Source organism: Nissabacter sp. SGAir0207, assembly GCF_005491205.1.
Lineage (GTDB): Bacteria > Pseudomonadota > Gammaproteobacteria > Enterobacterales > Enterobacteriaceae > Chimaeribacter.
This window is the reverse complement of the sequence record NZ_CP028035.1, coordinates 3253495-3275304: the sequence shown is the minus strand read 5'-3', so window position 1 is coordinate 3275304 and position 21810 is coordinate 3253495. Positions and strand designations below refer to the sequence as shown.

Below are 21810 nucleotides of genomic sequence, written 5' to 3'. Positions count from 1 at the left end.
CGCACTATAGTGATCGGATTGGTGGGTTAATCGATTAATCTGCTAACCTGAGATGGCTGTTCTCCTTGGGCCGGAGGCACATATGACTCTCTCTTTTATCCAGCCACCCCAGGTGGCGTGGGCTAGCGGCGCATTAGCCGGTGGCCCGTTATTGCGTAAATCAACCCGCATTCAGGATCTTACTGACGTTTTTGACGACGAAGAGGCCCGCCAGCAGTTGGCTGGCGAGCGGGTCGTGTATGACGTTGAGATGCTGGCTACCACGCCTGCGGAAGGCGAACTCTACACGGGCGTCACCCACCTTTACCCTGGCCGGGTCGGCTGCGAGTACTTCATGACCCGCGGGCATTTCCATGCGCGCCGCGAACAGGGGGAGGTCTATTTTGGCCTGCGTGGCAGCGGGTTGTTGCTGCTGCAAACGGAGCAGGGCGAGGCGCGGCTGGAAAAGGTCTTCGCCGGTTCGGTGCATATTATTCCTGGCTTTACCGCCCATCGGTTAATCAATACCGGAGAGGAGGTGTTGTCCGCGCTTGCCGTATGGCCAGCGATCGCGGGCCACGACTATGCGGCGCTGGCCCGCGGCTTCAACATCCGGGTCTTTGAGCAGAACCAGAGGGTGCAGGCGAAGGAGGTACAGAATGGCTGACTCAGCGCCCGGTTACGGACTGGACATGAAGGTTCACCACCAGCCGCTTGGCTTTAGCTATGGGGATGACGTTACCGGGCCGATGCCGGAGATTCGTCGGCTCGACCACATCCGCGCCTCACTGCGCGATCCGCACTGTGACGGGCCGGAAGAGGTGTATGCCATTGCGATGGATGTGGCCCGGATGCAGGATCGCGAAGAGCTGGAAAAGCGGATGCTGCTGTTTGGCGTGGTGACCTATGCCGCGGGGCGGCTGGGGGAGGAGCCGGTGCGTAGTCAGGGGCATATCCATCGCATCAGCCAGCACAGCGGCTGGTCTCCGCCGGAGTTGTACGAAATCTGGCAGGGGAGAGCGATAATCTATATGCAGGAGTATGTGGAGGATGACCCCGGACGTTGTTTTGCGGTGATTGCCCGGCCCGGTGAAAAAGTGTTGGTGCCGCCCGGTTGGGGACATGCGACCATCTCCGCCGACCCGGCGGTGCCCTTGACCTTTGGGGCATGGTGCGATCGTGAATATGGCTTCGAGTACGAGGCGGTACGGGCGCACAAAGGGCTGGCATGGTATCCGTTACTTCAGGGGAACCAGATTATCTGGCAGCATAATCCGCGTTACAAAGCGGGGCGGTTACAGGCCGTCACACCCCGACACTATACGGAATTTTCGGTCACCCCGGCGCCCGTCTATCAGCAATTCATTGAAGACCCGGCACGCTTTCAATTTATCTCACGCCCGGATAAACACCCGGCGCTGTGGCAGAACTTCCATCCATAAAAAACCGGGGCATCGCCCCGGTACAGAGATTGCCGTTGAGGTATTACCCCGCAAACAGGCCCGTGGCGACGCCGAGGGCAGCCAGCACCAACAGCAGAATCATGGCTTTTACCGGCGACACGCCGCGCTTCGCCATCAGATACCAGGTGCCGAGTACCACGATCAGCGGCAGTAACTGTGGGAAGATACCGTCCAACATCTGCTGGACATGGATATTCACCCCATCGTTGGTGATAAATTCCAGTCCGCTGCCGAGCTTCACGTAGCTTGCCGCGACGCCCCCCATCACAAACACGCCCAGCAGTGACAACGCTTCACGCAGGCGGGTAGATTTGCTGCTCACCAGCATCTCCACCGAGCCGGAGCCCATTTTGTAGCCCTTCAGGAACAGGAACCACGAGCCGGGAATAATGATGGCCAGCCAGGCGACGGTATAAAACAGCGGCCCCAGAATGTTACCGCCAGCCGCCAAAGCCATACCGATGCTGAGCAGGATAGGGATCAACATGCCGGGGATCATCGAGTCGCCGATCCCGGCAATCGGCCCCATCAGGCCAACCTTCAGGGTATTGATCGTCTCCCCATCGATCGGCTCACCGTTCGCTTTCTTCTCCTCCAGCCCCAGCGCCATGCCATTCACGATGGCGCCCATCTGCGGTTCGGTATTATAGAACGAGGCGTGACGGCGCAGCATTTCAGTACGCTGCGCGGCGTCGGGATAGAGTTTTTTCGCCACCGGCAGCATACTCAGGCAAAAGCCAAAAGATTCCAGACGTTCAAAGCTCATGGATGACAAGTTATGCATCATCCATGCACGCCAGCAGCGGCGAAGATCTTTACGGGTCAGTGTGCGCGCTTCCATCAGAATTCATCCTCATCATCGACAACCGACGTTGCCTTCGCAGCCTGCGGCGGTTCTGGTTTGTAGTTGTAATGGATCAACGCCAACAGCGAACCGACAATCACCAGCGCGACCATATTGAGTTTCAAAAAGACGATGCAGACAAAACCGACCAGAAAATAGATCAACATGGTGTAGTTTTTGATGATCTGTTTAAGCAGAATCGCGATCCCGACGGCGGGTAGAATGCCGCCCAGCACGTTCATCGTCGACAGAACCACCTTCGGCAAGCTGTCCATAAAGCCGCTGATGTACTGCGCGCCAAAGTAGACCGCAATAAAGGTCGGCACAAAACGTAGGACGAAGTTCGTCGCCTGCGGCCAGATGGCGCTGTTCAGGTAGATCCCGCGTTCGTCGCCCCGCTCCAGCGCCACGTCGGCGCGGTGGTTCCAGAAGGAGTTCAGAACCATCATCGCATTAAATAAGATGGTTCCGGCAATGCCGATGGTCGCCGCCAGCGCGACCGCCACCTCTGGCCCTTGTCCCGACAGGATCCCCAAGGCAATCGCCGGGTAAGCGACAAAGTTAAGGTCAGCCGGCATGGAGCCGCCGGGCGTCACCATCGCGATATAGACCGCCTGCACCGCAACGCCAATCATGATGCCGGTTTGAATGTCGCCGAGGATAATCCCGACCAACATCCCGGACACCAGCGGGCGGGTGATCAGATACCAGCCGCCCGTCAGTCCCAGCAGCCAGGGGCAGCTAAGCGCGCCGAGATAGCAAAGTATGCCAATCAACGTAGCTTCGATAATCATGGTGCGCTCCTTATTTCAGCTTCTGGCGTGCGTCCTGCCAGCTGTAGTAACTGGCATCCGGCACCAGACGAAACTCAACCAGATGCCCACGTTGCGTCAGCCAGTCAAAGGCGGCAATTTCATCGCCATTCACCGACTGGTTGGGGCCGATGGTGGTGGTATCGGCGCGGGCGCTCATCGGGCCAACGTTGATCTTGCCGTTGGCATTTTTCAGGCTGATGCCCGCCTCTTCGAGGCGTTTCAGCGTGACAGGCGATTTGCCAATGACGAAATAGCGCTTCTCGCTGGCAATGACTTTGGGCAGTTTTTCAATCGCGGTGGCCGTATCAAACAGCCAGACCTTGGTGTCCTGCACCGCCCCTTTCATCACCGAAGAGAGCAGGGGATCGGCCGCGACGGCATCATCTATCGCGACGATCCCATCACAGGGCAGCTCTTTGGCCCAACGTGTCACGAGCTGCCCGTGGATCACGCGGTCATCGATACGTACAAAAGAGAGACTCATAGTGGTTTCCTTTAAAAATCGTCGGATTGAACGGAGAGAACCGGGGCGGCTTTAATCAGGGTCGGCACCGTCAAGGCCAACAGTTCAACGGCTGCGGCGTGGACATCCGTCAAATGGCAGATCTCTTCGCTTTGCAGCAGCATCGGGAAATTGACGCCCGCCACCACGGCGACGGGAGGGCGCGTTTGTGGCGAGAATGCATGGTGGCAAGCGACGTTCCACGGCGTACCGCTCTGCATGTCGCACAGCACCAGCACGCCGTCGGCATTTTTCCCGGCATCGGCGAGCGTTTGGGCGAACGCCTCCTTAAACCCTTCGATACCCGCGTCTTCACGCAGCGTAACCGGGTAAACGTGCGGCAACTCGCCGTAAACCATACGCCCGCTGGCAACAAGCGCTTCTGCCAGCGGGCCGTGGGTGGCAACAATGACGTTGATCATGCGCTTATCCCCTTACCCAGGCTTTGATGGTGGCGAGCTGCTGGCCGATGCCCTTGCCAAAGGGTGAAATGCGATACTCGCCAACCGCGGCTGGGATGATGAAAGTCTCTGCGTAATTGACGACAAACGGGGCAAACGCGCCGCTCGGGCTGTCAACCACCGCTTGCGCACCTTCCACCAGATTCAGGACGTTCACGCCGCCGCGGGTGTGGTGCGTGACCGGCCCGGTAAACCAGTGGCGACGCGTTTCAATGAACTCGCGTTCGTGCAGCCCGGTTCTCTCCTCCCGCCACGCTTCCCCTTCGGCGATCGGCTCAATATGGTTGACCAGATTGTCGTGCACCCACTGGGTATCACGCTGCCAGTCAATGACCTGCTGGCCGTGATCCAGATGGACGGGGCGCGGCAGGCCATCCAACCCTAAGCGTCCCCAATCCCACAGTTTGAAGGTGAAGATATAGGGCGTGGCGCTGATCTCCAGCACCAGCGTGCCCGCGCCGGAACAGTGCACGGTGCCGGCCGGGATCAGGAAGTGATCGTGTTTACGGGCAGGGATCTGATTGACGAATCGCTCATCATCAAACGCTTTCTCGCCACGGCCCGCCGCCCTCAGATCGTCGAGCATCGCCTGCGGCGCGATGCCGGTTTTGGTGCCGAGGTAGACCACGGCATCCGGCTCGGCGTCCAGAATGTAATAGCTCTCATCCTGGGTGTAGTGCATACCAAACTGCTGCTGTATGTACTCGGTGACCGGATGAACCTGGAAACTCAAGTTCTGGCCGCCAATGGTATCGAGGAGGTCAAAACGAATCGGGAACTCCGCGCCAAAGCGCGCGTGCACTTTCTCGCCCAGCAGGGCGCGTGGACAGGTCAGTACCAAATCCTGAGAGGGGATCTCGATCCGCACATTGCCAAAACGCAGTAACAGGCTGTTTTCCTCGGGCACGCAATCAAAACACCACGCGTAATTGGCGGCTGAGGGATCGAGATCAAATCGTTGTTTCATCCACTGTCCACCCCAGACGCCGGGGTCAAAGAGCGGGGCAACGCGAAACGGTTGTTCGGTGGTTTGTTGCAGGCCAGCGCGCAGCGCGTCGCCGCTGACCATCGCCGGATGATTCTCTAGCGTGGTATCCAGCAAATAATCGGCGCGTTTGAGTAACGGGGTTTTGTGCCGGTCGAACACCCGCCACTCAATAAAGAACGCGCGTTTGTAACGCCGAAGAATGTCTTCCTGCGGGTTCTCCGCCCCCCAGTTACCCAGCCCGTCATGGCGCATACGCTGTTGGATCTCCCAGCGTGGGAGATCGGCATACACCAGTACGTCACCGGGGTGCGCCAGCGCCGCGCCGGAGCCATACACCACCACCAGACCCTCGGTGACGGCATCAATCTGTTGCCGGATCTGGCTGAGCTTGTCGCGATCAAAAAACTCCTCCAGCTGATGGCAGGAGAGCACGCCGAATACGCGATCGTCGGTCAGGTTGCGCGCCAGCAGTTCATGCAGGGCCTGCTCATCGCGGCGGGCGGATTCAATATTCAGCACCCGCGCGGTGTCGAGTGTCGTGACGAGCTGGTGCTCCAGTTCGTCAAGCCGCACGCCCGGATAGCAATCCACGATCAGGACGGTTTTGGCGGCGGTAGAGATTCTGGTGTTAAGCTCAGCCTGGATCGACGCCCAACCCTGCCAGGCGTGATGGTCATAGCCCTGAACGTTAACCTCAGGGAATTTATTGTAGGTGGTAGACATTTTCTTTCTCCGTGTTGGCTTATTAAAGATTAATCGATTAACCTTATTTTCCTAGTGTGGTTAACGCGATTAACCCGCCACATTCGGGATTCAGCAGGGTCAAAAGCACACTGGCGTGATGGGAATCACAGGTAAAAAAGCAAAACGTAGGTTATTCGATTAACCTTGGACAGGAGATCAGGAGAGATCATGGCAACAGTCACGTTGGCGCAGGTCGCTGAACGCGCGGGCGTCTCCACGGCAACCGTTTCAATGGTACTGCGCAACCGGGGGCGAATTTCTCAGGCTACACGCGACCGGGTGCTCAAAGCGCTGGATGATGCGGGCTATGTGTACAACCAAACCGCCGCCAACCTGCGTAACCGCAGGAGTAACCAGGTTGGCTTGCTGCTGCACGATATCACCAACCCTTTTTACGGCGAGATGACGGCAGGGCTAAGCCATGAGATGGAGCGGCATGACCTGCTGCTGTTTCTGGCCAATAGCGAAGAGTCAGGAGAGCGGCAGCAAAAATTTGTCGATTCGTTGATGCGCAACAATGCCTGCGGCATGGTGCTCTGCGCGGCGCGCGAGACGCCAGCCTCCTTTTTCGAGGCGCTGAAACGGCGCAACATTCCCGCCATCATGGTGGTGCGTCCCCTGAGCGATCCTGATTTTGATTTTGTCGGCACCGATAACTTTCTCGGTACGCAGATGGCGACCACCCACCTCGTCAACATGGGGCATAAACACATCGCGTTTATTGGCGGCAGCCCCACTTCCGGCAGCCGGGCACAGCGCATCGGTGGGTTCACCAGTACGTTGCTGGAGCAGGGCATATCGCCGAACCCGGCGTGGATCGTGGCGACGCAGGCCAGCCAAATTGACGGCGAAAACGTGGCGGAGTCCCTGCTTCTGCGTTACCCGCAAATTACCGCCGCCGTCTGTTACCAAGATATCGTGGCGCTTGGCGTCATGCAGGCGCTACGCAAGATGGGGCGCGAACCGGGACGGGATTTTGCGCTGGTGGGGTTTGATGACATCACCGAAGCGGCGCTGGTGCAACCCGCGCTCACCACGGTGTCCGTGGCGGCGAAAGAGATCGGCCGCAAGGCGGGGGAGCTGTTGTACAGCCGGATTCAGGGCAATGACGAACCGCCGAAACGCATTATCCTGCCGCCGGCGCTGGTGGTCAGGGAGTCATGTGGCTTTTGCTGAGAGTCATGCCTTTTACTGATATCTCCGCCTGTTTATCATTAAATTCTAATTATCGACGTTTTCGGCTGGCGGCACGACGATGTGCTGGTTACTCTGAAAACGATTTACCTAAAATTAACAAAAGAGAATAGCTATGCATGATGGACAAATCCGCGTTGCCATCGCGGGAGCCGGAGGGCGCATGGGGCGTCAGTTGATCCAGGCCACGCTTGGCATGGATGGCGTACAGCTCGGTGCGGCGCTGGAGCGCGAAGGCTCCTCCTTGCTGGGATGCGATGCCGGGGAGTTAGCGGGCGCCGGAAAAACCGGCGTGACCGTGCAGAGTGACCTTGAGGCGGTAAAAGGGGATTTCGATGTCTTCATCGACTTCACCCGCCCGGAAGGCACGCTGGCGCACCTGGCGTTTTGCCGCCAGTACGGTAAAGGGATGGTGATCGGCACCACCGGTTTTGATGATGCGGGTAAACAGGCTATTCAGGATGCCGCGCAGGAGATTGCCATCGTCTTCGCCGCGAACTTTAGCGTCGGCGTTAACGTCATGCTTAAGCTGCTGGAGAAGGCGGCGAAAGTGATGGGGAATTATACCGACATTGAGATCATTGAGGCGCACCACCGCCACAAAGTCGATGCGCCGTCAGGCACTGCGTTGGCGATGGGCGAGGCGATTGCTGGCGCGCTGGAGAAGGATTTAAAAGAGTGTGCGGTCTATTCACGTGAAGGGTACACCGGGGAACGCGTACCCGGCACCATCGGCTTTGCCACCGTGCGCGCTGGCGACATCATCGGTGAGCACACCGCGATGTTCGCGGACATCGGCGAGCGCGTGGAGATCACCCACAAGGCCTCCAGCCGCATGACCTTCGCCAGCGGCGCGGTGCGTGCCGCCCAGTGGCTGGCAACCCAACCGACCGGACTGTACGACATGCGGGACGTGCTCTCGCTACACGATTTATAAGCTTTCCCAACCATCGTGATGTGGTTATTTCAATCATAAGTCTTGGATTACGGGGCAATGAACGGTTGCCCCTTTTTTCGCCCCGCGCCTGACTACCTCCCTTTTTCCCCTCTCCGATTAATGCATGAATATGCAGATATTTGCATTATTTATGGTTTTTTCGGCGCCATTGGCACCCTGACAGCGCTGGCTTGTGACTGGGCCAGCAGAATCCAACACCTGCCGCCAGCGCCACCAAACCCATCGGCTACCCTGCCGGGATCACAATAACCAGACAGGGGGAGAGATGGAGACGAGGTATGGGTTGGAGATGGCCATCCGGCACGATCCGCTGGGTTTCAGCTATGGCGAGGAGGTGATTGGGCCGATGCCGGAGATCCGCACGCTGGCGCAGATGCGGTCGCTGCTGCGCGATCCGGGTTGCGACGGCCCGGCACAGGTGTACGCCACGGCAACGGACGTGGCGCGGCTGGATGATCGGGCGGAGCTGGAGCGGCGGATGCTGCGCTTCTGCGTGGTGGCCTGCGCGGCGGGCACCCTCGGCGCGGAGCCGGTGCACAGCCAGGGGCATGTGCACCCTATCAGCCAGCACAGCGGCTGGTCGCCGCCGGAGCTGATTGAGATCTGGCAGGGGCGGGCGATGGTCTACATGCAGGAGTATGTGGCGGAGGATGCCGGACGCTGCTTCGCGGTGCAGGCCGGGCCGGGGGAGAAGGTGCTGGTGCCGCCGGGCTGGGCGCACGCCATCCTGTCCGCCACGCCAGACGCGCCGCTGGCTTTCGCCACCTGTTGTGACCGGGAGAGGCGCGCGGATCATGGCGCGCTCTGCGCGCGCCACGGGTTGGCGTGGTATCCGCTGGTACAGGGCACGCACATTGTCTGGCAGCGCAACCCGCACTATGCGCCAGGGCAGTTGCAGGTGATCACGCCGCGCCGCTACCACGAGTTCGGCCTCACCGATGCGCCGCTCTACCAGCAGTTCCGCGACGATCCGGCGCGGCTACAGTTCATCTCCCGGCCGGGACGGGTGGCAGCACAGTGGCGGCGCTTCCTGCCCTGACCCGGCCTTGAGTTGCTGGCCGGGGCCGCGCCGCTAGGGCGCGAAACGCAGCAGCAGCGTCAGGTAGTCGCCCGGCGGGATCAGCGCCTCCTCGGCCAGCGGCTGCGGATCATCCTCACGCAGCGACAGACGCAGCATCTGGCAGGGGCGCGCCATCTCCAGCGTGGCCCGCTCCGGGCGGCGGCCGGGGTTGAACAGCCGGATCACCAACTCCCCGGCCTCCACGCCGGGCCGACACATGCTGAGGAAGATGCGCGGGTTGGTCAGGCTGAACAGCGACAGATCCGCTGGCATCGTCTGCGCAGGCAGCGGCAGGGTGAAGCGCTCCAGCCGCTCCTCGAAGGTGTTGAGATCCTGCACGTGGTAGCTCATCACCGGCTCGCGGTAGTCACGGATGGCGGCGAAGGCCGCGGCCTCATCCGGCAGGGTGTCGAGCAGCAGCGCATAGTCGAACACCAGCGGCTGCAATAGCTGGGCGTCGGGCGTCTCCACCACTTTGTTGTTGATGCCAGAGGCGCGCCCCGGCCGCCAGGGGGTGTCATCCTTGCCCAGCAGCCCGACGCTGCGATAGAGCGTCAGCGCCAGCACCTGCTCATCCGGCAACACCTCATACTCCTTGATGCCCTGCGTCAGCACGCCAAAGTTGTGGTCGTCATTCTGCACCAGCACGATGTTCTCCAGCGTGAAAATTGGCATCGGCTTCTCGACAAAACCTTGCTCGCGCCAATTGGCGAGCCACGGGCTGTGGGTGTCGCGGCGCAGCAGGCTGTAGCCCTGATCGGCGAAGGAGAAGCGCGGCGAGCGGACGGGCGTGGCGAGGTGCACCCGCAACCGGTGGTCGGTGGCGGCGTTGGTCAGCTGGTGCTGCACGCGCAGCCACGGCTCGCCCTGACGCAGCTCCAGCGTGGTGTGCACCACCATCGTCAGGTTGCGCTGGCCCGCCTTGCGGCTCGCCATGTCCGCTGGCAGTTGCAACGTGGTCGCCAGCGTCATGCGCGCGGCCAATGGCCCGGTCTCGCAACGGATGAGGCTAAAGCGCTGGCAGGCGTCGGGGATCTCGGACTCGAGCGGCGCGAAGTCAAACTCGTCGCCGTCATCACCGCACTCGACAAAGGTGATGGGGTGGCGCAGGCGGCAACCGTTGCGCAGGTTCTCCAGCGTCAGCCCCTCTTGCTCGAAGGTGACGCGATAGCAGCCATTCTCTATCACCGGCTGCGGCGCGGGGCGCAGCGCCGGGGCAGCACCCTGCTCATCGACACTCAGGGTGTGCCAGCACAGCCCCGGCAGGGTGGTGCGGAACAGCACCTCGCTGCGGTAGTAATCCTCCAGCGGCTCCAGCTTCTCGCCAGCGGCGGTCACCACCACGCGCTGGCCGCCGGGCATTTGCTGCTGGCTGAGCAGCGTGCTGTCGAGCAGCGCGCCCGCCCGGCGCAGGGCGAAGTTGGGCTGGCGGGTGAAGAGCACGGCGCGCACCAGCTTCTCCTGCGGGGTCGGATCGCCGTTGAACACCAGCAACGCGTTCTCCTGATCGACGCGGCGGGCAATCTTCTTCTTCAACAGGTTGAGCAGACTGAGGGCGGAGCGCTCCACGCTCACCAGCCGCTGGCGGATATTGAGGTTGACGGCATCGGCGTTGGTCGCCTCAATGCCGTTGTGCGCATGGGCGGCGAACAGCGTTTTCCACATCTCATCCAGCAGCGGCGCGGGGTAGTGGATGCCCATCAACGACGCCATCGCCGCCAGCGGCTCCAGCTGATCCAGCAGCAGGTGCTCGGTCTGCCAGTTCTGGCGCTTAATGTCATAGCGCGTGGAGTGGCAGGTGCGGTGGATGCGCGACTTCTGGCAGGCGTACAGCTCACCCTCCAGCGTGTGGCTAAAGGGCGCGTCGGCCCAGACGTCACGCATATAGTGCTCATAGTCGGTAAGGGTGAAACGCCACGGCAGGCCAAGGGCGTTAAGCTCCTCGACAATCTGCGGGAAGCGGGCATTTGCCAGCACCTGATCGCCGCCCGCGGGCAGCAGCAGCGTGTCAGTGCTGCGGTTCATGGCGCGCAACGAGGTCAAAATCGGCAGCAGGCGCTGGTTGAGGTAGGTGTCATCCGCCGCCAGGAACTTGCCGGGGCCGTAGCCATAGTAGAGGTAGTGGGTGGCGATACGCTTGCCGTTGGGCGACTGCCACCAGAAGTTAAGATCGCCTTTGAGCTGCTCGGTATAGACGCCGCGTTGCAGCACGCAGTAGTGGATGCCAAGGTCGGTGAAGATGGCAGGCAGCCAGGCGTGCTGGCCGAAGATGTCCGGCAGGTAGCCGATGTCCATACTGTGGCCGAAGCGCTCGGCGGTGCGGATGCCATATTGCAGGTTGCGGATCAAAGACTCGGTGCGGATCAGCAGCGAGTCGCACTGGGTGTACCAGGGGCCGACCAACAGCCGGCGCTGGCCGATCAGCGCCGCCAGCCGCCCGGCGTTCTCTGGCCGTACCCGCAGGTACTCCTCCAGCACAATCGCCAGCCCATCGAAGGTGTAGCTGGGGAAATCCTCGCGCTGCTCCAGCAGGTCGAGAAGGTAGTCGAGATTCTCCACCAGCAGGATGTGGGAGTCCTCGCAGGTAAAGTACCACTCGGCGTCCCAGTGGCAGTGCGGGACAACATAAACGTGCGTGTGCTTCATGACCCCTCCTGGTCATTGACGGTCAACAGGCCGCGCTTAATCAGATAGAAACGCAGAAAGACATTGCTGATGGCGATGAACGCAATCCCGGTCACCATGCCGCACAGGTAGGCGGGCAGGTTCTGCACCAGTGGCCAGCCCCAGATGGCGGGCAGCGGATACCACTGCACCGAGCCAAGCAGGATGGCGATCACCGCGCCGAGCACCGCGCCCAGCATGTTGAGGGAGATGGTGATCAGCGGGTTTTTCAGCATAAAGGGGATCGCCCCCTCGCCAATGGCGAGGAAGCCGAGGATCAGCGAGGTGGTGCCGGTGACCCGCAGGCTCTCGTCGAACACCCGGCGGTGCACCAGAAAGCGGTCGATCAGGGTGGCGAGGCCGATGCCGATCGGTGGGATGACAATCGCCAGCACCCGTGGCGTCAGCGGGAAGATGTGGTCAGCCGCCAGCCCAATGGCGATCGCCCCGGCGGATTTGTTTACCGGGCCTCCTAAATCGAAGGCGGTGAGGGAGGCGATGATCACGGCGAGCGTCAGGGCGCTGGAGTTGCCGTGCGCGGTAATGAACGCCTGCAACGCCCGGTTAAGGCCGCCAAACACCGGATCGACAAAGTAGAAGTTGAGCAGGAACAGGGCGATGACCGTCAGGCCGGGCACAATCAGCATCGGCTTCATCGCCTGCAAATGCCGGTGCAGGTGGATGCGCCGGTTGAGGGTGTCGGCGATCAGCCCGGCCGCCATGCCAAGGATCAATGCGCCCAGAAAGCCGGAGGGCACGCCGCCGGGCACCGACCAGAAGGTGAAGTGCAGCCCGCCAGCGAAGGCCCCGCCGACAAAGCCCGGCATCAGGCCCGGCCGGTCGGCCAGACTCCACGCCATGTAGGCGGCGAACACCGGGTACATAAACTTCATGATCATCGCGCCATACAGCGACAGCCAGTGGGCCATCGTCACCGTCCACCGATCGGCGGTGGCATACTGCGCGTTGGCAATGTCCGTGATGCCGCAGGCGCTGGCGAGCAACTGGCCGATGCCCATCATCAGCCCGGCGGCGACAATCACCGGGATCATATAGGAGATGCCGCTGGAGACGCCTTGGTAGAGGCGGCCGGAGAGGGTGAGGCCGCTGCGCGGCGGTGGCTCCGTCGCGTGCGCCTCGGTTACTACGCCATCGGGCTGCTGCAACAGGCGGTCAATCACGCCGTCGGCATCCTTCAACGGCGCGGAGACCGGCACCGAGACGTAGGGCTTGCCGTGGAAGCGCCCCCGTCCCTTGGGCGGCAGGGTGGCGGCAAAGATCACCCCCTCGGCGTCACGAATCTGCGCCGCCGTCAATTCCCCTTCGGTGCCACTCGCGCCCTGTTTTTCACAATGGATCTGGATGCCGCGCGCCGCGCCCGCCCGCTCCAGCGCCTCGGCAGCCATATAGGTGTGGGCGATACCGGCCGGACAGGAGGTGATGGCGACCAGCGTACGGCTGGGCGCGCTCACTGGCGTGGCGTCGGCGCTGGCGCTGTCGAGCAGCGTGAGGAATGCCTGCGGGCTGGTGGCGGTTTTCAGCGCCTGCACGCGATCCTCCTCCATCAGCGCCAGACTCAGCGCCGACAGCAAACGGATATGGCCGTCGCTGTCCCCCTGCGGCACCGCCAGCAGGAACACCAGATCCACCCGGTTTTCGCCATCCATCGTTGGCCAGTCGGCCACCGGCTGCGTCAGCCGCGCCACGGCAAACGCCGGGGCCGTCACCACCGGCGACTTGCCGTGGGGCAGGGCGACACCCTGCTCAAAGCCAGTCTCGGAGAGCGCCTCGCGCTGCCACACCGCCTCCAGAAACTGCGCCCGGTCAGCGATCTTTCCCTGCTCAAGCAGGCGCTGGCTTAGCTCCTCAAGGATCACCGCCCGGCTGTCCCAGGGCGCATCCAGCACAATGAGGCTCTCGGCCGTTATGCTGCTTAGTATCATCACTCCTCCTGCCGCATGGGTGAAATCTGGTCAGCGCTAGGTTAATCGATTAACTTTTTTACGAAAGGGTGGTAAACGCGATTAACCCAGCAGATTCCGGGAGATGCGGCACGTTGTCGCCCCGGCTGTGAGGCAGCTCACAAAGAAAGTGCAGCCAGAGACAGGAGGCATCCCTGACCCCAGTGCCTGACCCGGCCACCAGCGTGCGTCATTCGTGGCCTCTGTGGCTTTCAGTTGACACCCAAGGGCAGAATAACTATGCACCCCCTACAGCATAGCGGTTCAGGAGGTGAAAAATGGCCGATGCCCGCCCGCCCTGCGGCCAGCCAGCGTCCAGTGGGCAGGGGTTAAGCGAAGCGGGTGAAAAAAGCAGCTTTCTGGCCCTCGGTCGGGCTGAGAAAAGCAACAAAAAGCGCTGGGGCATCTCCCCACGGTTTTCACGCTAACACCGGAGAAAGCGCGCTTTTTCAGGGGCAAAAGGGGCTGTCAGGGCAGCGATGACTGGCGATTAGGTTACATAATGGTAAATAAATGGGATGGCGTAACTTGGGGTGTATTTTTCTAGTGAATGTGGTTTTTATGTGGGTTAAGTCAGGGATTTTGCCATTTTTTTAGATTATTAAAATTAAGTTATCTATTTTTATAGATATGTATTTTAAGATTTTTTTAGTTAATTACTAAATTTTAATGGGGTTGTGAGTGATTTTGAGTTATTGATTAAATAAAATATAATTATCCCTCTGCAATCCCGTTTTTCATGTTGCAATTGCTCAAAGTTCACCCTGAGCGGGCAGCCTCCCCGCTTTTTTTCTGCGGAAAAGTGTCGCAACCGTTTACCCACCCCACTTATCCCCCTTTTTTGGCTGGCTAAGGCTGCATTTCTGCTGAATGAAGAGAAATAGGGGTAAAAATGCGTGTTTCTGGTAGACAAAGGTAGGGGGCATCATTAGAATGCGCGCAATTTGCCAAAAATTAGCTCTCGCAGTGATTTTTGCATTGATTTAGGGCGTCAATTCTGAATTAATATGCAAATATAATGATTGATTATTCCTGGAGGATGCTTTGATTAAGTCAGCGCTGTTGGTTCTGGAAGACGGAACCCAATTCCACGGTCGGGCCATCGGGGCCGAAGGTACGGCAGTGGGGGAAGTGGTCTTCAATACGTCGATGACCGGTTATCAAGAAATCCTCACTGATCCCTCCTATTCCCGCCAGATCGTCACCCTCACTTATCCCCATATCGGCAATGTCGGCACCAACACCGCCGACGAAGAATCCTCCACCGTCCACGCGCAAGGCCTGATCATCCGCGACCTCCCGCTGATCGCCAGCAACTACCGCTGTGAAGAGACCCTCTCGGACTACCTCAAGCGCCTGAACATCGTGGGCATCGCCGATATCGACACCCGCAAGCTGACCCGCTTGCTGCGTGAGAAAGGGGCGCAGAATGGCTGCATCATCGCTGGCGACCATCCAGACGCGGCGCTGGCCCTGCAAAAGGCGCAGGCGTTCCCCGGCCTGAACGGCATGGATCTGGCGAAAGAGGTCTGCACCAAAGAGAGCTACAGCTGGCAGCAGGGGAGCTGGTCACTGGAGGGCGAGCTGCCGGAGGCCAAAGAGGCCGCGGATCTGCCCTTCCATGTGGTGGCCTATGACTACGGCGTGAAGCGCAACATCCTGCGGATGCTGGTGGATCGCGGCTGCCGCCTGACGGTCGTACCGGCGCAGACCCCGGCGGACGAGGTGCTGGCGATGAACCCGGATGGCATCTTCCTCTCCAACGGCCCCGGCGACCCGGCACCGTGCGACTACGCCATCACTGCCATCCAGCGCTTCCTCGAGACTGAGGTGCCGGTGTTCGGCATCTGCCTCGGCCACCAGTTGCTGGCGCTGGCCAGCGGCGCGAAGACGCGCAAAATGAAGCTCGGCCACCACGGCGGCAACCATCCGGTCAAAGACCATGACAACAATACCGTGATGATCACCGCCCAGAACCACGGCTTCGCCGTCGATGAAGAGGGGATGCCAGCGACGCTGCGCATCACGCACACCTCGCTGTTCGACCACACGGTGCAGGGCATCCACCGCACTGACAAACCGGCCTTCAGCTTCCAGGGTCACCCGGAAGCCAGCCCCGGCCCGCACGACGCGGCGCCGCTGTTCGATCACTTTATCGAACTGATCCAGACCTACCGTTCTACCGCCAAATAATCAGGAGCGACTTACCATGCCAAAACGTACAGATATAAAAAGCATCCTGATTCTCGGCGCCGGCCCGATCGTGATTGGCCAGGCCTGTGAATTTGACTACTCCGGCGCGCAGGCGTGTAAGGCGCTGCGCGAAGAGGGCTACCGCGTCATTCTGGTGAACTCCAACCCGGCGACCATCATGACCGACCCGGAGATGGCCGACGCGACCTACATTGAGCCGATCCACTGGGAAGTGGTACGCAAAATCATCGAAAAAGAGCGCCCGGATGCGGTGCTGCCGACCATGGGCGGCCAGACCGCGCTGAACTGCGCGCTGGAGCTGGAGCGTCAGGGCGTGCTGGAGGAGTTCGGCGTCACCATGATTGGTGCCACCGCCGACGCCATCGACAAGGCCGAAGACCGTCGCCGCTTCGATCAGGCGATGAAGAAGATTGGCCTCGACACCGCACGCTCCGGCATTGCGCACACCATGGAAGAGGCGCTGGCCGTGGCGGACGACGTGGGCTTCCCCTGCATCATCCGTCCCTCCTTTACTATGGGCGGCACCGGCGGCGGCATCGCCTACAACCGTGAAGAGTTCGAAGAGATCTGCGAGCGCGGCCTCGACCTCTCACCGACCAATGAGCTGCTGATTGACGAGTCGCTGATTGGCTGGAAAGAGTATGAGATGGAGGTGGTGCGCGACAAAAATGACAACTGCATCATCGTCTGCTCGATTGAGAACTTTGATGCGATGGGCATCCACACCGGTGACTCCATCACCGTCGCCCCGGCGCAGACCCTGACCGACAAAGAGTACCAAATCATGCGTAACGCCTCGATGGCGGTACTGCGTGAGATTGGCGTCGAAACCGGCGGCTCCAACGTGCAGTTCTCGGTCAACCCGAAAACCGGCCGCCTGATCGTCATCGAGATGAACCCGCGTGTGTCGCGCTCCTCGGCGCTGGCCTCCAAGGCCACCGGCTTCCCGATTGCCAAGGTGGCGGCGAAACTGGCGGTGGGTTACACGCTGGATGAGCTGATGAACGACATCACCGGCGGCCTGACCCCGGCCTCGTTCGAGCCATCCATCGACTACGTCGTCACCAAGATCCCGCGCTTCAACTTTGAGAAGTTCGCGGGCGCAAATGACCGCCTGACCACCCAGATGAAGTCCGTGGGTGAAGTGATGGCGATTGGCCGCACCCAGCAGGAGTCGCTGCAAAAGGCACTGCGTGGACTGGAAGTGGGCGCCACCGGCTTCGACCCGCAGGTGAGCCTGGATGAACCAGAGGCGCTGACCAAAATCCGCCGCGAGCTGAAAGACGCGGGCGCGGAGCGTATCTGGTACATCGCGGACGCCTTCCGCGCTGGCATGTCCGTGGACGGCGTGTTCAACCTGACCAACGTTGACCGCTGGTTCCTGGTGCAGATTGAAGAGCTGGTGCGTCTGGAAGAGAAGGTGGCCGAGGGTGGCATCAACATCCTGACCGCTGACTTCCTGCGCCAGCTAAAGCGCAAGGGCTTTGCCGACGCGCGTCTGGCGAAACTGGCTGGCGTGGCCGAGAGCGAAATCCGCAAGCTGCGCCACGGCTACCAGCTGCACCCGGTCTACAAGCGCGTGGACACCTGTGCGGCGGAGTTCTCCACCAACACCGCCTACATGTACTCCACCTATGAGGAGGAGTGCGAGTCCAACCCGACCAACGACCGCCCGAAAGTGATGGTGCTGGGCGGCGGGCCGAACCGTATCGGTCAGGGCATCGAGTTCGACTACTGCTGCGTGCACGCCTCGCTGGCGCTGCGCGAGGATGGCTTCGAAACCATCATGGTCAACTGCAACCCGGAGACCGTCTCCACCGACTACGACACCTCTGACCGCCTCTACTTCGAGCCGGTGACGCTGGAAGACGTGCTGGAGATTGCGCGCCTCGAGCAGCCGCAGGGCGTGATCGTGCAGTACGGCGGCCAGACCCCGCTGAAACTGGCGCGTGCGCTGGAAGCCGCGGGCGTGCCAATCATCGGCACCAGCCCGGATGCGATTGACCGCGCCGAAGACCGTGAGCGCTTCCAACAGGCGGTCAACCGCCTCGGCCTGAAGCAGCCAGCCAACGCCACCGTCACCACCACCGAGCAGGCAGTAGAGAAGGCCGCGACCCTCGGCTACCCGCTGGTGGTGCGCCCCTCCTACGTGCTGGGCGGCCGGGCGATGGAGATTGTCTACGACGAAGTGGATCTGAAGCGCTACTTCCAGAACGCCGTCTCCGTCTCCAACGACGCGCCGGTGCTGCTGGATCGCTTCCTTGATGACGCGGTAGAGGTGGACGTGGATGCCATCTGCGACGGCGAGCGCGTGCTGATTGGCGGCATCATGGAGCATATCGAGCAGGCGGGCGTGCACTCCGGCGACTCCGCCTGTTCCCTGCCAGCCTACACCCTGAGCCAGGAGATTCAGGATGTGATGCGCCAGCAGGTCGAGAAGCTGGCCTTCGAGTTGCAGGTGCGCGGCCTGATGAACGTGCAGTTCGCGGTGAAGGAGAACGAGGTCTACCTGATTGAGGTCAACCCGCGTGCGGCGCGTACCGTGCCGTTCGTCTCCAAGGCGACCGGCGTACCGCTGGCGAAAGTGGCGGCGCGCGTGATGGCTGGCAAATCCCTCGCGGAGCAGGGCGTCACCAAAGAGGTGATCCCGCCGTACTACTCCGTGAAAGAGGTAGTGCTGCCGTTCAACAAGTTCCCCGGCGTTGACCCGATTCTGGGGCCAGAGATGCGCTCCACCGGTGAAGTGATGGGCGTCGGCCGCACCTTCGCGGAAGCCTTCGGCAAAGCGATGCTCGGCAGCCAGTCCAACCTGAACCTGAAGGCGAGCGGCCGTGCGCTGCTCTCCGTGCGCGAGGGTGACAAGTCCCGCGTGGTGGATCTGGCGGCCAAGCTGCTGAAACGCGGCTTCGAGCTGGATGCCACCCACGGCACCGCTGTGGTACTGGGCGAGGCGGGCATCAACCCGCGTCTGGTCAACAAGGTGCATGAGGGCCGTCCGCACATTCAAGACCGCATCAAGAATGGCGAGTATACCTACATCGTCAACACCACTGCGGGCCGTCAGGCGATTGAGGACTCCAAGCTGATTCGCCGCAGCGCGCTGCAATATAAAGTGCACTACGACACCACGCTGAACGGCGGCTTCGCCACCGCGATGGCGCTGAGCACCGACCCGACCGAGCAGGTTATCTCGGTGCAGGAGATGCACGCGCAGATCGTTGGTTAATCCAGCGCGACCCCACAGACCCCACGGCAACGTGGGGTTTTTTTCGCATAATTATTGCCATTCGCGCCCACCCTGATGCGCAGGTTATCCGCATTATCTGCATAATGTTTTTTTCGCCACGTTTTTTTCCTCTCTTATTTCCCTTGCCAATAAACGACTCACGAAAAAAGAAGCATCGCGGTCACAACTATTTCTCCCTTGCCCATTCAGGCATAAGCGCATAATTATCGTAAAACGCCCAATAATTTCCCGAGCCAACTGCGTAGTTATGCAGGGAAACTTAATTTTACAACTAATTATATGAATTATATTAATTTTATTTGAGGGGCGCAGGGCGGGGATTGGCGCTGGAAATATCTATGCAGCCGGGGGGTTAATTAAGCAAAAGCAGGCAGAATAATTAACGCCTGACAATGCGCCTAATCAATAAGCTTGCAACAAATAGCGGCCATGCCATCGGCCGTGAGTATTATCACATAAATAATGTCTCCCACCGATATTATCTCCCGTGCCAAACCCTGGGGTAATTTGCGCTACGCGCCGGCCATCTGCGTCGGCCAGTCCAAATTTGAGAAACGGGATGAAATATGGAAAGACACTATGTTGGCTCAGAAATCGGCCGGCTGCGCACGGTAATGCTGCACCGCCCCGGCCTGAGCCTGAAACGGCTGACGCCCTCCAACTGCCAGTCACTGCTGTTCGATGATGTACTGTCGGTGGAGCGGGCGGGCGAGGAGCATGACACCTTCGCCGCCATCCTGCGGCAGGAGGGGGTGGAGGTGCGGCTGCTCAACGATCTGCTCTACGAGACGCTACAGGTGCCAGCCGCCAAAGCCTGGCTGCTGGCCTCGCAGGTCTCGGACTTCCGGCTCGGGCCAGCGTTTGCCGCCGAGATCCGCGGCTGGCTGGGCGAGCAGGATGAGCGCCAGCTGGCGCGCCTGATGACCGGCGGGCTGACCTACGGCGACATCCCCACCGCCTTTGGCAAATGGGTGATGGGCACCCACGCGCTGGAGGACTTCATTATGGAGCCGCTGCCCAACCACCTCTTTACCCGCGACACCTCCTGCTGGATCTATCAGGGCGTCTCCATCAACCCGATGGCGAAGGTCGCCCGCCAACGCGAAACCCATAACGTCCGCGCCATCTACCGCTGGCACCCGCTCTTTGCTGACGGCGGCTTCACCAAATATTTCGGCGATGACGACCTCAACTACGACCACGCCACGCTGGAGGGGGGCGACGTGCTGGTGCTGGGGCGCGGCACGGTCTTGATCGGCCTGTCGGAGCGCACCACGCCGCAGGGGGTGGAGTTTCTGGCGCGCGCGCTGTTCGCCCACCAACAGGCCAGCCAGGTGATCGTGCTGGAGCTGCCGAAGCATCGCGCCTGTATGCACCTCGACACGGTGATGACCCACATCGATCTGGATGCCTTCTCCATCTACCCGGAGGTGATCCGCAAAGAGATCAAGTGCTGGACGCTGACTGGCGACGGCCACGGCGGGCTGCATTACCGCGAGTCGCCGGACTTCCTGCACGCCATTGGGCAGGCGCTGGGGCTGGACAGAATCCGGCTGGTGGCCACCGGTGGTGACAGCTTCGAGGCGGAGCGGGAGCAGTGGAACGACGCCAACAACGTGCTGGCGCTGCGCCCCGGCGTGGTGGTGGGCTATGCGCGCAACACCTGGACCAACGAGCAGTATGACAAGGCCGGCATCACGGTGCTGCCGATTCCGGGCGATGAGCTGGGGCGCGGGCGCGGTGGCGCACGCTGCATGAGCTGCCCGCTGGAACGCGACGCCATTTAAGGAGAGACCCATGACAACACCGACATTGGTGGTGGCGCTTGGCGGCAATGCGTTGCTCAAGCGCGGCCAGCCGCTGGAGGCCGATCTCCAGCAACAGAACGTGGCACAGGCAGCGGCGGTGGTGGCGGCGCTGACCGCCGACTGGCGAGTGGTGCTGGTGCACGGCAACGGCCCGCAGGTGGGGCTGCTGGCGTTGCAGAACAGCGCCTACCGCGCGGTCGCGCCCTATCCGCTGGATGTGCTGGGGGCGGAGAGCCAGGGGATGATTGGCTACCTGCTGCAACAGGCGCTGAAGAACTGCCTGCCCGCGCAGGAGGTGAGCGTGCTGCTGACGCAGGTGGAGGTGGCGGCGGACGATCCCGCCTTCCACGCGCCGACCAAATATATCGGGCCGCTCTATGGCGCGCCCGAGGCCGACGCACTCCGCCATGTAAAAGGGTGGGTGATGCACGCGGACGGCGACCACTTCCGCCGCGTGGTGCCCTCGCCACGCCCACAGCGGATTGTTGAGCTGGCGGCCATTCAGGCGCTGCTGGCGCAACAGCATCTGGTTATCTGCTGTGGCGGCGGCGGCGCGCCGGTGGTGCGCGAGGGGCAGGGCTTACGCGGGGTGGAGGCGGTGATCGACAAAGATCTCTGCGCCGCGCTGCTGGCGGAGGAGATCGGCGCGGATGCGCTGCTGATCCTGACCGATGCCGAGGCGGTCTGCCTCGACTGGGGCACGCCCGCCCAGCGGGCGCTGGCGGATGTCACGCCTGCCGATCTGGCTGGCCTGACGTTTGACGCCGGATCCATGGGGCCAAAGGTGGAGGCCGCCTGCCGCTTCGCCACCCGATCGAACGGGGTGGCGGGCATTGGCCCACTCCAGCATGGCAGCACCATTCTCACCGGCCAGCACGGCACACGGATCCACGGCTGACGGCCACTAC

Annotated in this window: 16 protein-coding genes; 9 read left to right on the top strand and 7 right to left on the bottom strand. The window is 61.2% G+C overall.

Annotated elements, in window-relative coordinates; translation table 11 throughout:
* The first annotated feature begins 82 nt into the window (after window positions 1-82).
* Together C1N62_RS14645 and C1N62_RS14640 are read left to right on the top strand one after the other, a co-directional pair.
* A complete protein-coding gene (locus C1N62_RS14645; protein WP_137764323.1) occupies window positions 83-646 on the top strand; it encodes a glucose-6-phosphate isomerase family protein in 564 nt (187 codons plus the stop codon).
* Entirely contained in the window at window positions 639-1421 is a 783-nt protein-coding gene (locus C1N62_RS14640; RefSeq protein WP_137764322.1) for a glucose-6-phosphate isomerase family protein, read from the top strand. The genes C1N62_RS14645 and C1N62_RS14640 overlap by 8 nt, the downstream gene beginning before the upstream one ends.
* Window positions 1422-1464: 43 nt before the next feature.
* Here the strand turns inward: C1N62_RS14640 and C1N62_RS14635 are convergent, their stop codons facing one another.
* Genes C1N62_RS14635 through C1N62_RS14615 form a run of 5 tightly spaced genes read right to left on the bottom strand, consistent with a single transcriptional unit; the run spans window position 1465 to window position 5775 of the window.
* Window positions 1465-2283, bottom strand: a complete 819-nt coding sequence (locus C1N62_RS14635; protein WP_137764321.1) for a PTS system mannose/fructose/sorbose family transporter subunit IID — start codon at window positions 2281-2283, stop codon at window positions 1465-1467.
* Window positions 2283-3080: a PTS sugar transporter subunit IIC gene (locus C1N62_RS14630; protein ID WP_137764320.1), complete on the bottom strand. Its 798-nt coding sequence runs from the start codon at window positions 3078-3080 to the stop codon at window positions 2283-2285. Before C1N62_RS14630 ends, C1N62_RS14635 begins: the two co-directional genes overlap by 1 nt.
* 10 nt (window positions 3081-3090) lie before the next feature.
* Entirely contained in the window at window positions 3091-3585 is a 495-nt protein-coding gene (locus C1N62_RS14625; RefSeq protein WP_137764319.1) for a PTS sugar transporter subunit IIB, read from the bottom strand.
* 11 nt (window positions 3586-3596) lie between these two features.
* Entirely contained in the window at window positions 3597-4025 is a 429-nt protein-coding gene (locus tag C1N62_RS14620) for a PTS sugar transporter subunit IIA (protein ID WP_137764318.1), read from the bottom strand.
* 4 nt (window positions 4026-4029) lie between these two features.
* The gene (locus tag C1N62_RS14615) at window positions 4030-5775 is read right to left on the bottom strand and encodes a class I mannose-6-phosphate isomerase (RefSeq protein ID WP_137764317.1); all 1746 of its coding nucleotides are present in this window, start codon (window positions 5773-5775) and stop codon (window positions 4030-4032) included.
* A gap of 189 nt (window positions 5776-5964) precedes the next feature.
* Between C1N62_RS14615 and C1N62_RS14610 the strand changes: the two genes are divergently transcribed.
* From C1N62_RS14610 to C1N62_RS14600, 3 genes are all read left to right on the top strand, one after another.
* Window positions 5965-6972 carry a LacI family DNA-binding transcriptional regulator gene (locus C1N62_RS14610; RefSeq protein WP_137764316.1) on the top strand — a complete coding sequence of 336 codons (1008 nt, stop codon included), beginning with the start codon at window positions 5965-5967 and terminating at the stop codon, window positions 6970-6972.
* Between the two features lie 133 nt (window positions 6973-7105).
* Window positions 7106-7927 (top strand): 4-hydroxy-tetrahydrodipicolinate reductase, encoded by an 822-nt coding sequence (gene dapB / locus C1N62_RS14605; RefSeq protein ID WP_137764315.1) that lies wholly within the window; start codon window positions 7106-7108, stop codon window positions 7925-7927.
* Window positions 7928-8213: 286 nt separating this feature from the next.
* Complete coding sequence (locus C1N62_RS14600) at window positions 8214-8987, top strand: glucose-6-phosphate isomerase family protein (protein ID WP_137764314.1); 774 nt, start codon at window positions 8214-8216, stop codon at window positions 8985-8987.
* 33 nt (window positions 8988-9020) lie between these two features.
* Here C1N62_RS14600 and C1N62_RS14595 read toward each other — a convergent pair whose 3' ends face one another.
* Window positions 9021-11654, bottom strand: coding sequence for a glycoside hydrolase family 38 C-terminal domain-containing protein (locus C1N62_RS14595; RefSeq protein WP_137764313.1), 2634 nt, complete (start codon window positions 11652-11654; stop codon window positions 9021-9023).
* On the bottom strand, window positions 11651-13615 hold the full coding sequence (locus C1N62_RS14590; protein WP_137764312.1) for a fructose-specific PTS transporter subunit EIIC: 1965 nt from the start codon (window positions 13613-13615) through the stop codon (window positions 11651-11653). The genes C1N62_RS14595 and C1N62_RS14590 overlap by 4 nt, the downstream gene beginning before the upstream one ends.
* A gap of 1062 nt (window positions 13616-14677) precedes the next feature.
* Here C1N62_RS14590 and carA point away from each other — a divergent pair.
* From carA to arcC, 4 genes are all read left to right on the top strand, one after another.
* Window positions 14678-15826: a glutamine-hydrolyzing carbamoyl-phosphate synthase small subunit gene (gene carA / locus C1N62_RS14585; protein ID WP_137764311.1), complete on the top strand. Its 1149-nt coding sequence runs from the start codon at window positions 14678-14680 to the stop codon at window positions 15824-15826.
* A 16-nt stretch (window positions 15827-15842) separates the two neighbouring features.
* Window positions 15843-19073 (top strand): carbamoyl-phosphate synthase large subunit, encoded by a 3231-nt coding sequence (carB, locus tag C1N62_RS14580; protein WP_137764310.1) that lies wholly within the window; start codon window positions 15843-15845, stop codon window positions 19071-19073.
* 587 nt (window positions 19074-19660) lie between these two features.
* On the top strand, window positions 19661-20881 hold the full coding sequence (gene arcA, locus C1N62_RS14575; RefSeq protein WP_137764309.1) for an arginine deiminase: 1221 nt from the start codon (window positions 19661-19663) through the stop codon (window positions 20879-20881).
* Window positions 20882-20891: 10 nt separating this feature from the next.
* Window positions 20892-21800: a carbamate kinase gene (gene arcC, locus C1N62_RS14570; protein ID WP_137764308.1), complete on the top strand. Its 909-nt coding sequence runs from the start codon at window positions 20892-20894 to the stop codon at window positions 21798-21800.
* The last annotated feature ends 10 nt before the right edge of the window (window positions 21801-21810 follow it).

What these genes read in the sequence shown, in the direction of transcription:
- C1N62_RS14645 (WP_137764323.1), top strand. Translation starts at nt 83, where the DNA reads ATGACTCTCTCTTTTATCCAGCCACCCCAGGTGGCGTGGGCTAGCGGC.
- C1N62_RS14640 (WP_137764322.1), top strand. Translation starts at nt 639, where the DNA reads ATGGCTGACTCAGCGCCCGGTTACGGACTGGACATGAAGGTTCACCAC.
- C1N62_RS14635 (WP_137764321.1), bottom strand. Translation starts at nt 2,283, where the DNA reads ATGGAAGCGCGCACACTGACCCGTAAAGATCTTCGCCGCTGCTGGCGT.
- C1N62_RS14630 (WP_137764320.1), bottom strand. Translation starts at nt 3,080, where the DNA reads ATGATTATCGAAGCTACGTTGATTGGCATACTTTGCTATCTCGGCGCG.
- C1N62_RS14625 (WP_137764319.1), bottom strand. Translation starts at nt 3,585, where the DNA reads ATGAGTCTCTCTTTTGTACGTATCGATGACCGCGTGATCCACGGGCAG.
- C1N62_RS14620 (WP_137764318.1), bottom strand. Translation starts at nt 4,025, where the DNA reads ATGATCAACGTCATTGTTGCCACCCACGGCCCGCTGGCAGAAGCGCTT.
- C1N62_RS14615 (WP_137764317.1), bottom strand. Translation starts at nt 5,775, where the DNA reads ATGTCTACCACCTACAATAAATTCCCTGAGGTTAACGTTCAGGGCTAT.
- C1N62_RS14610 (WP_137764316.1), top strand. Translation starts at nt 5,965, where the DNA reads ATGGCAACAGTCACGTTGGCGCAGGTCGCTGAACGCGCGGGCGTCTCC.
- dapB (WP_137764315.1), top strand. Translation starts at nt 7,106, where the DNA reads ATGCATGATGGACAAATCCGCGTTGCCATCGCGGGAGCCGGAGGGCGC.
- C1N62_RS14600 (WP_137764314.1), top strand. Translation starts at nt 8,214, where the DNA reads ATGGAGACGAGGTATGGGTTGGAGATGGCCATCCGGCACGATCCGCTG.
- C1N62_RS14595 (WP_137764313.1), bottom strand. Translation starts at nt 11,654, where the DNA reads ATGAAGCACACGCACGTTTATGTTGTCCCGCACTGCCACTGGGACGCC.
- C1N62_RS14590 (WP_137764312.1), bottom strand. Translation starts at nt 13,615, where the DNA reads ATGATACTAAGCAGCATAACGGCCGAGAGCCTCATTGTGCTGGATGCG.
- carB (WP_137764310.1), top strand. Translation starts at nt 15,843, where the DNA reads ATGCCAAAACGTACAGATATAAAAAGCATCCTGATTCTCGGCGCCGGC.
- arcA (WP_137764309.1), top strand. Translation starts at nt 19,661, where the DNA reads ATGGAAAGACACTATGTTGGCTCAGAAATCGGCCGGCTGCGCACGGTA.
- arcC (WP_137764308.1), top strand. Translation starts at nt 20,892, where the DNA reads ATGACAACACCGACATTGGTGGTGGCGCTTGGCGGCAATGCGTTGCTC.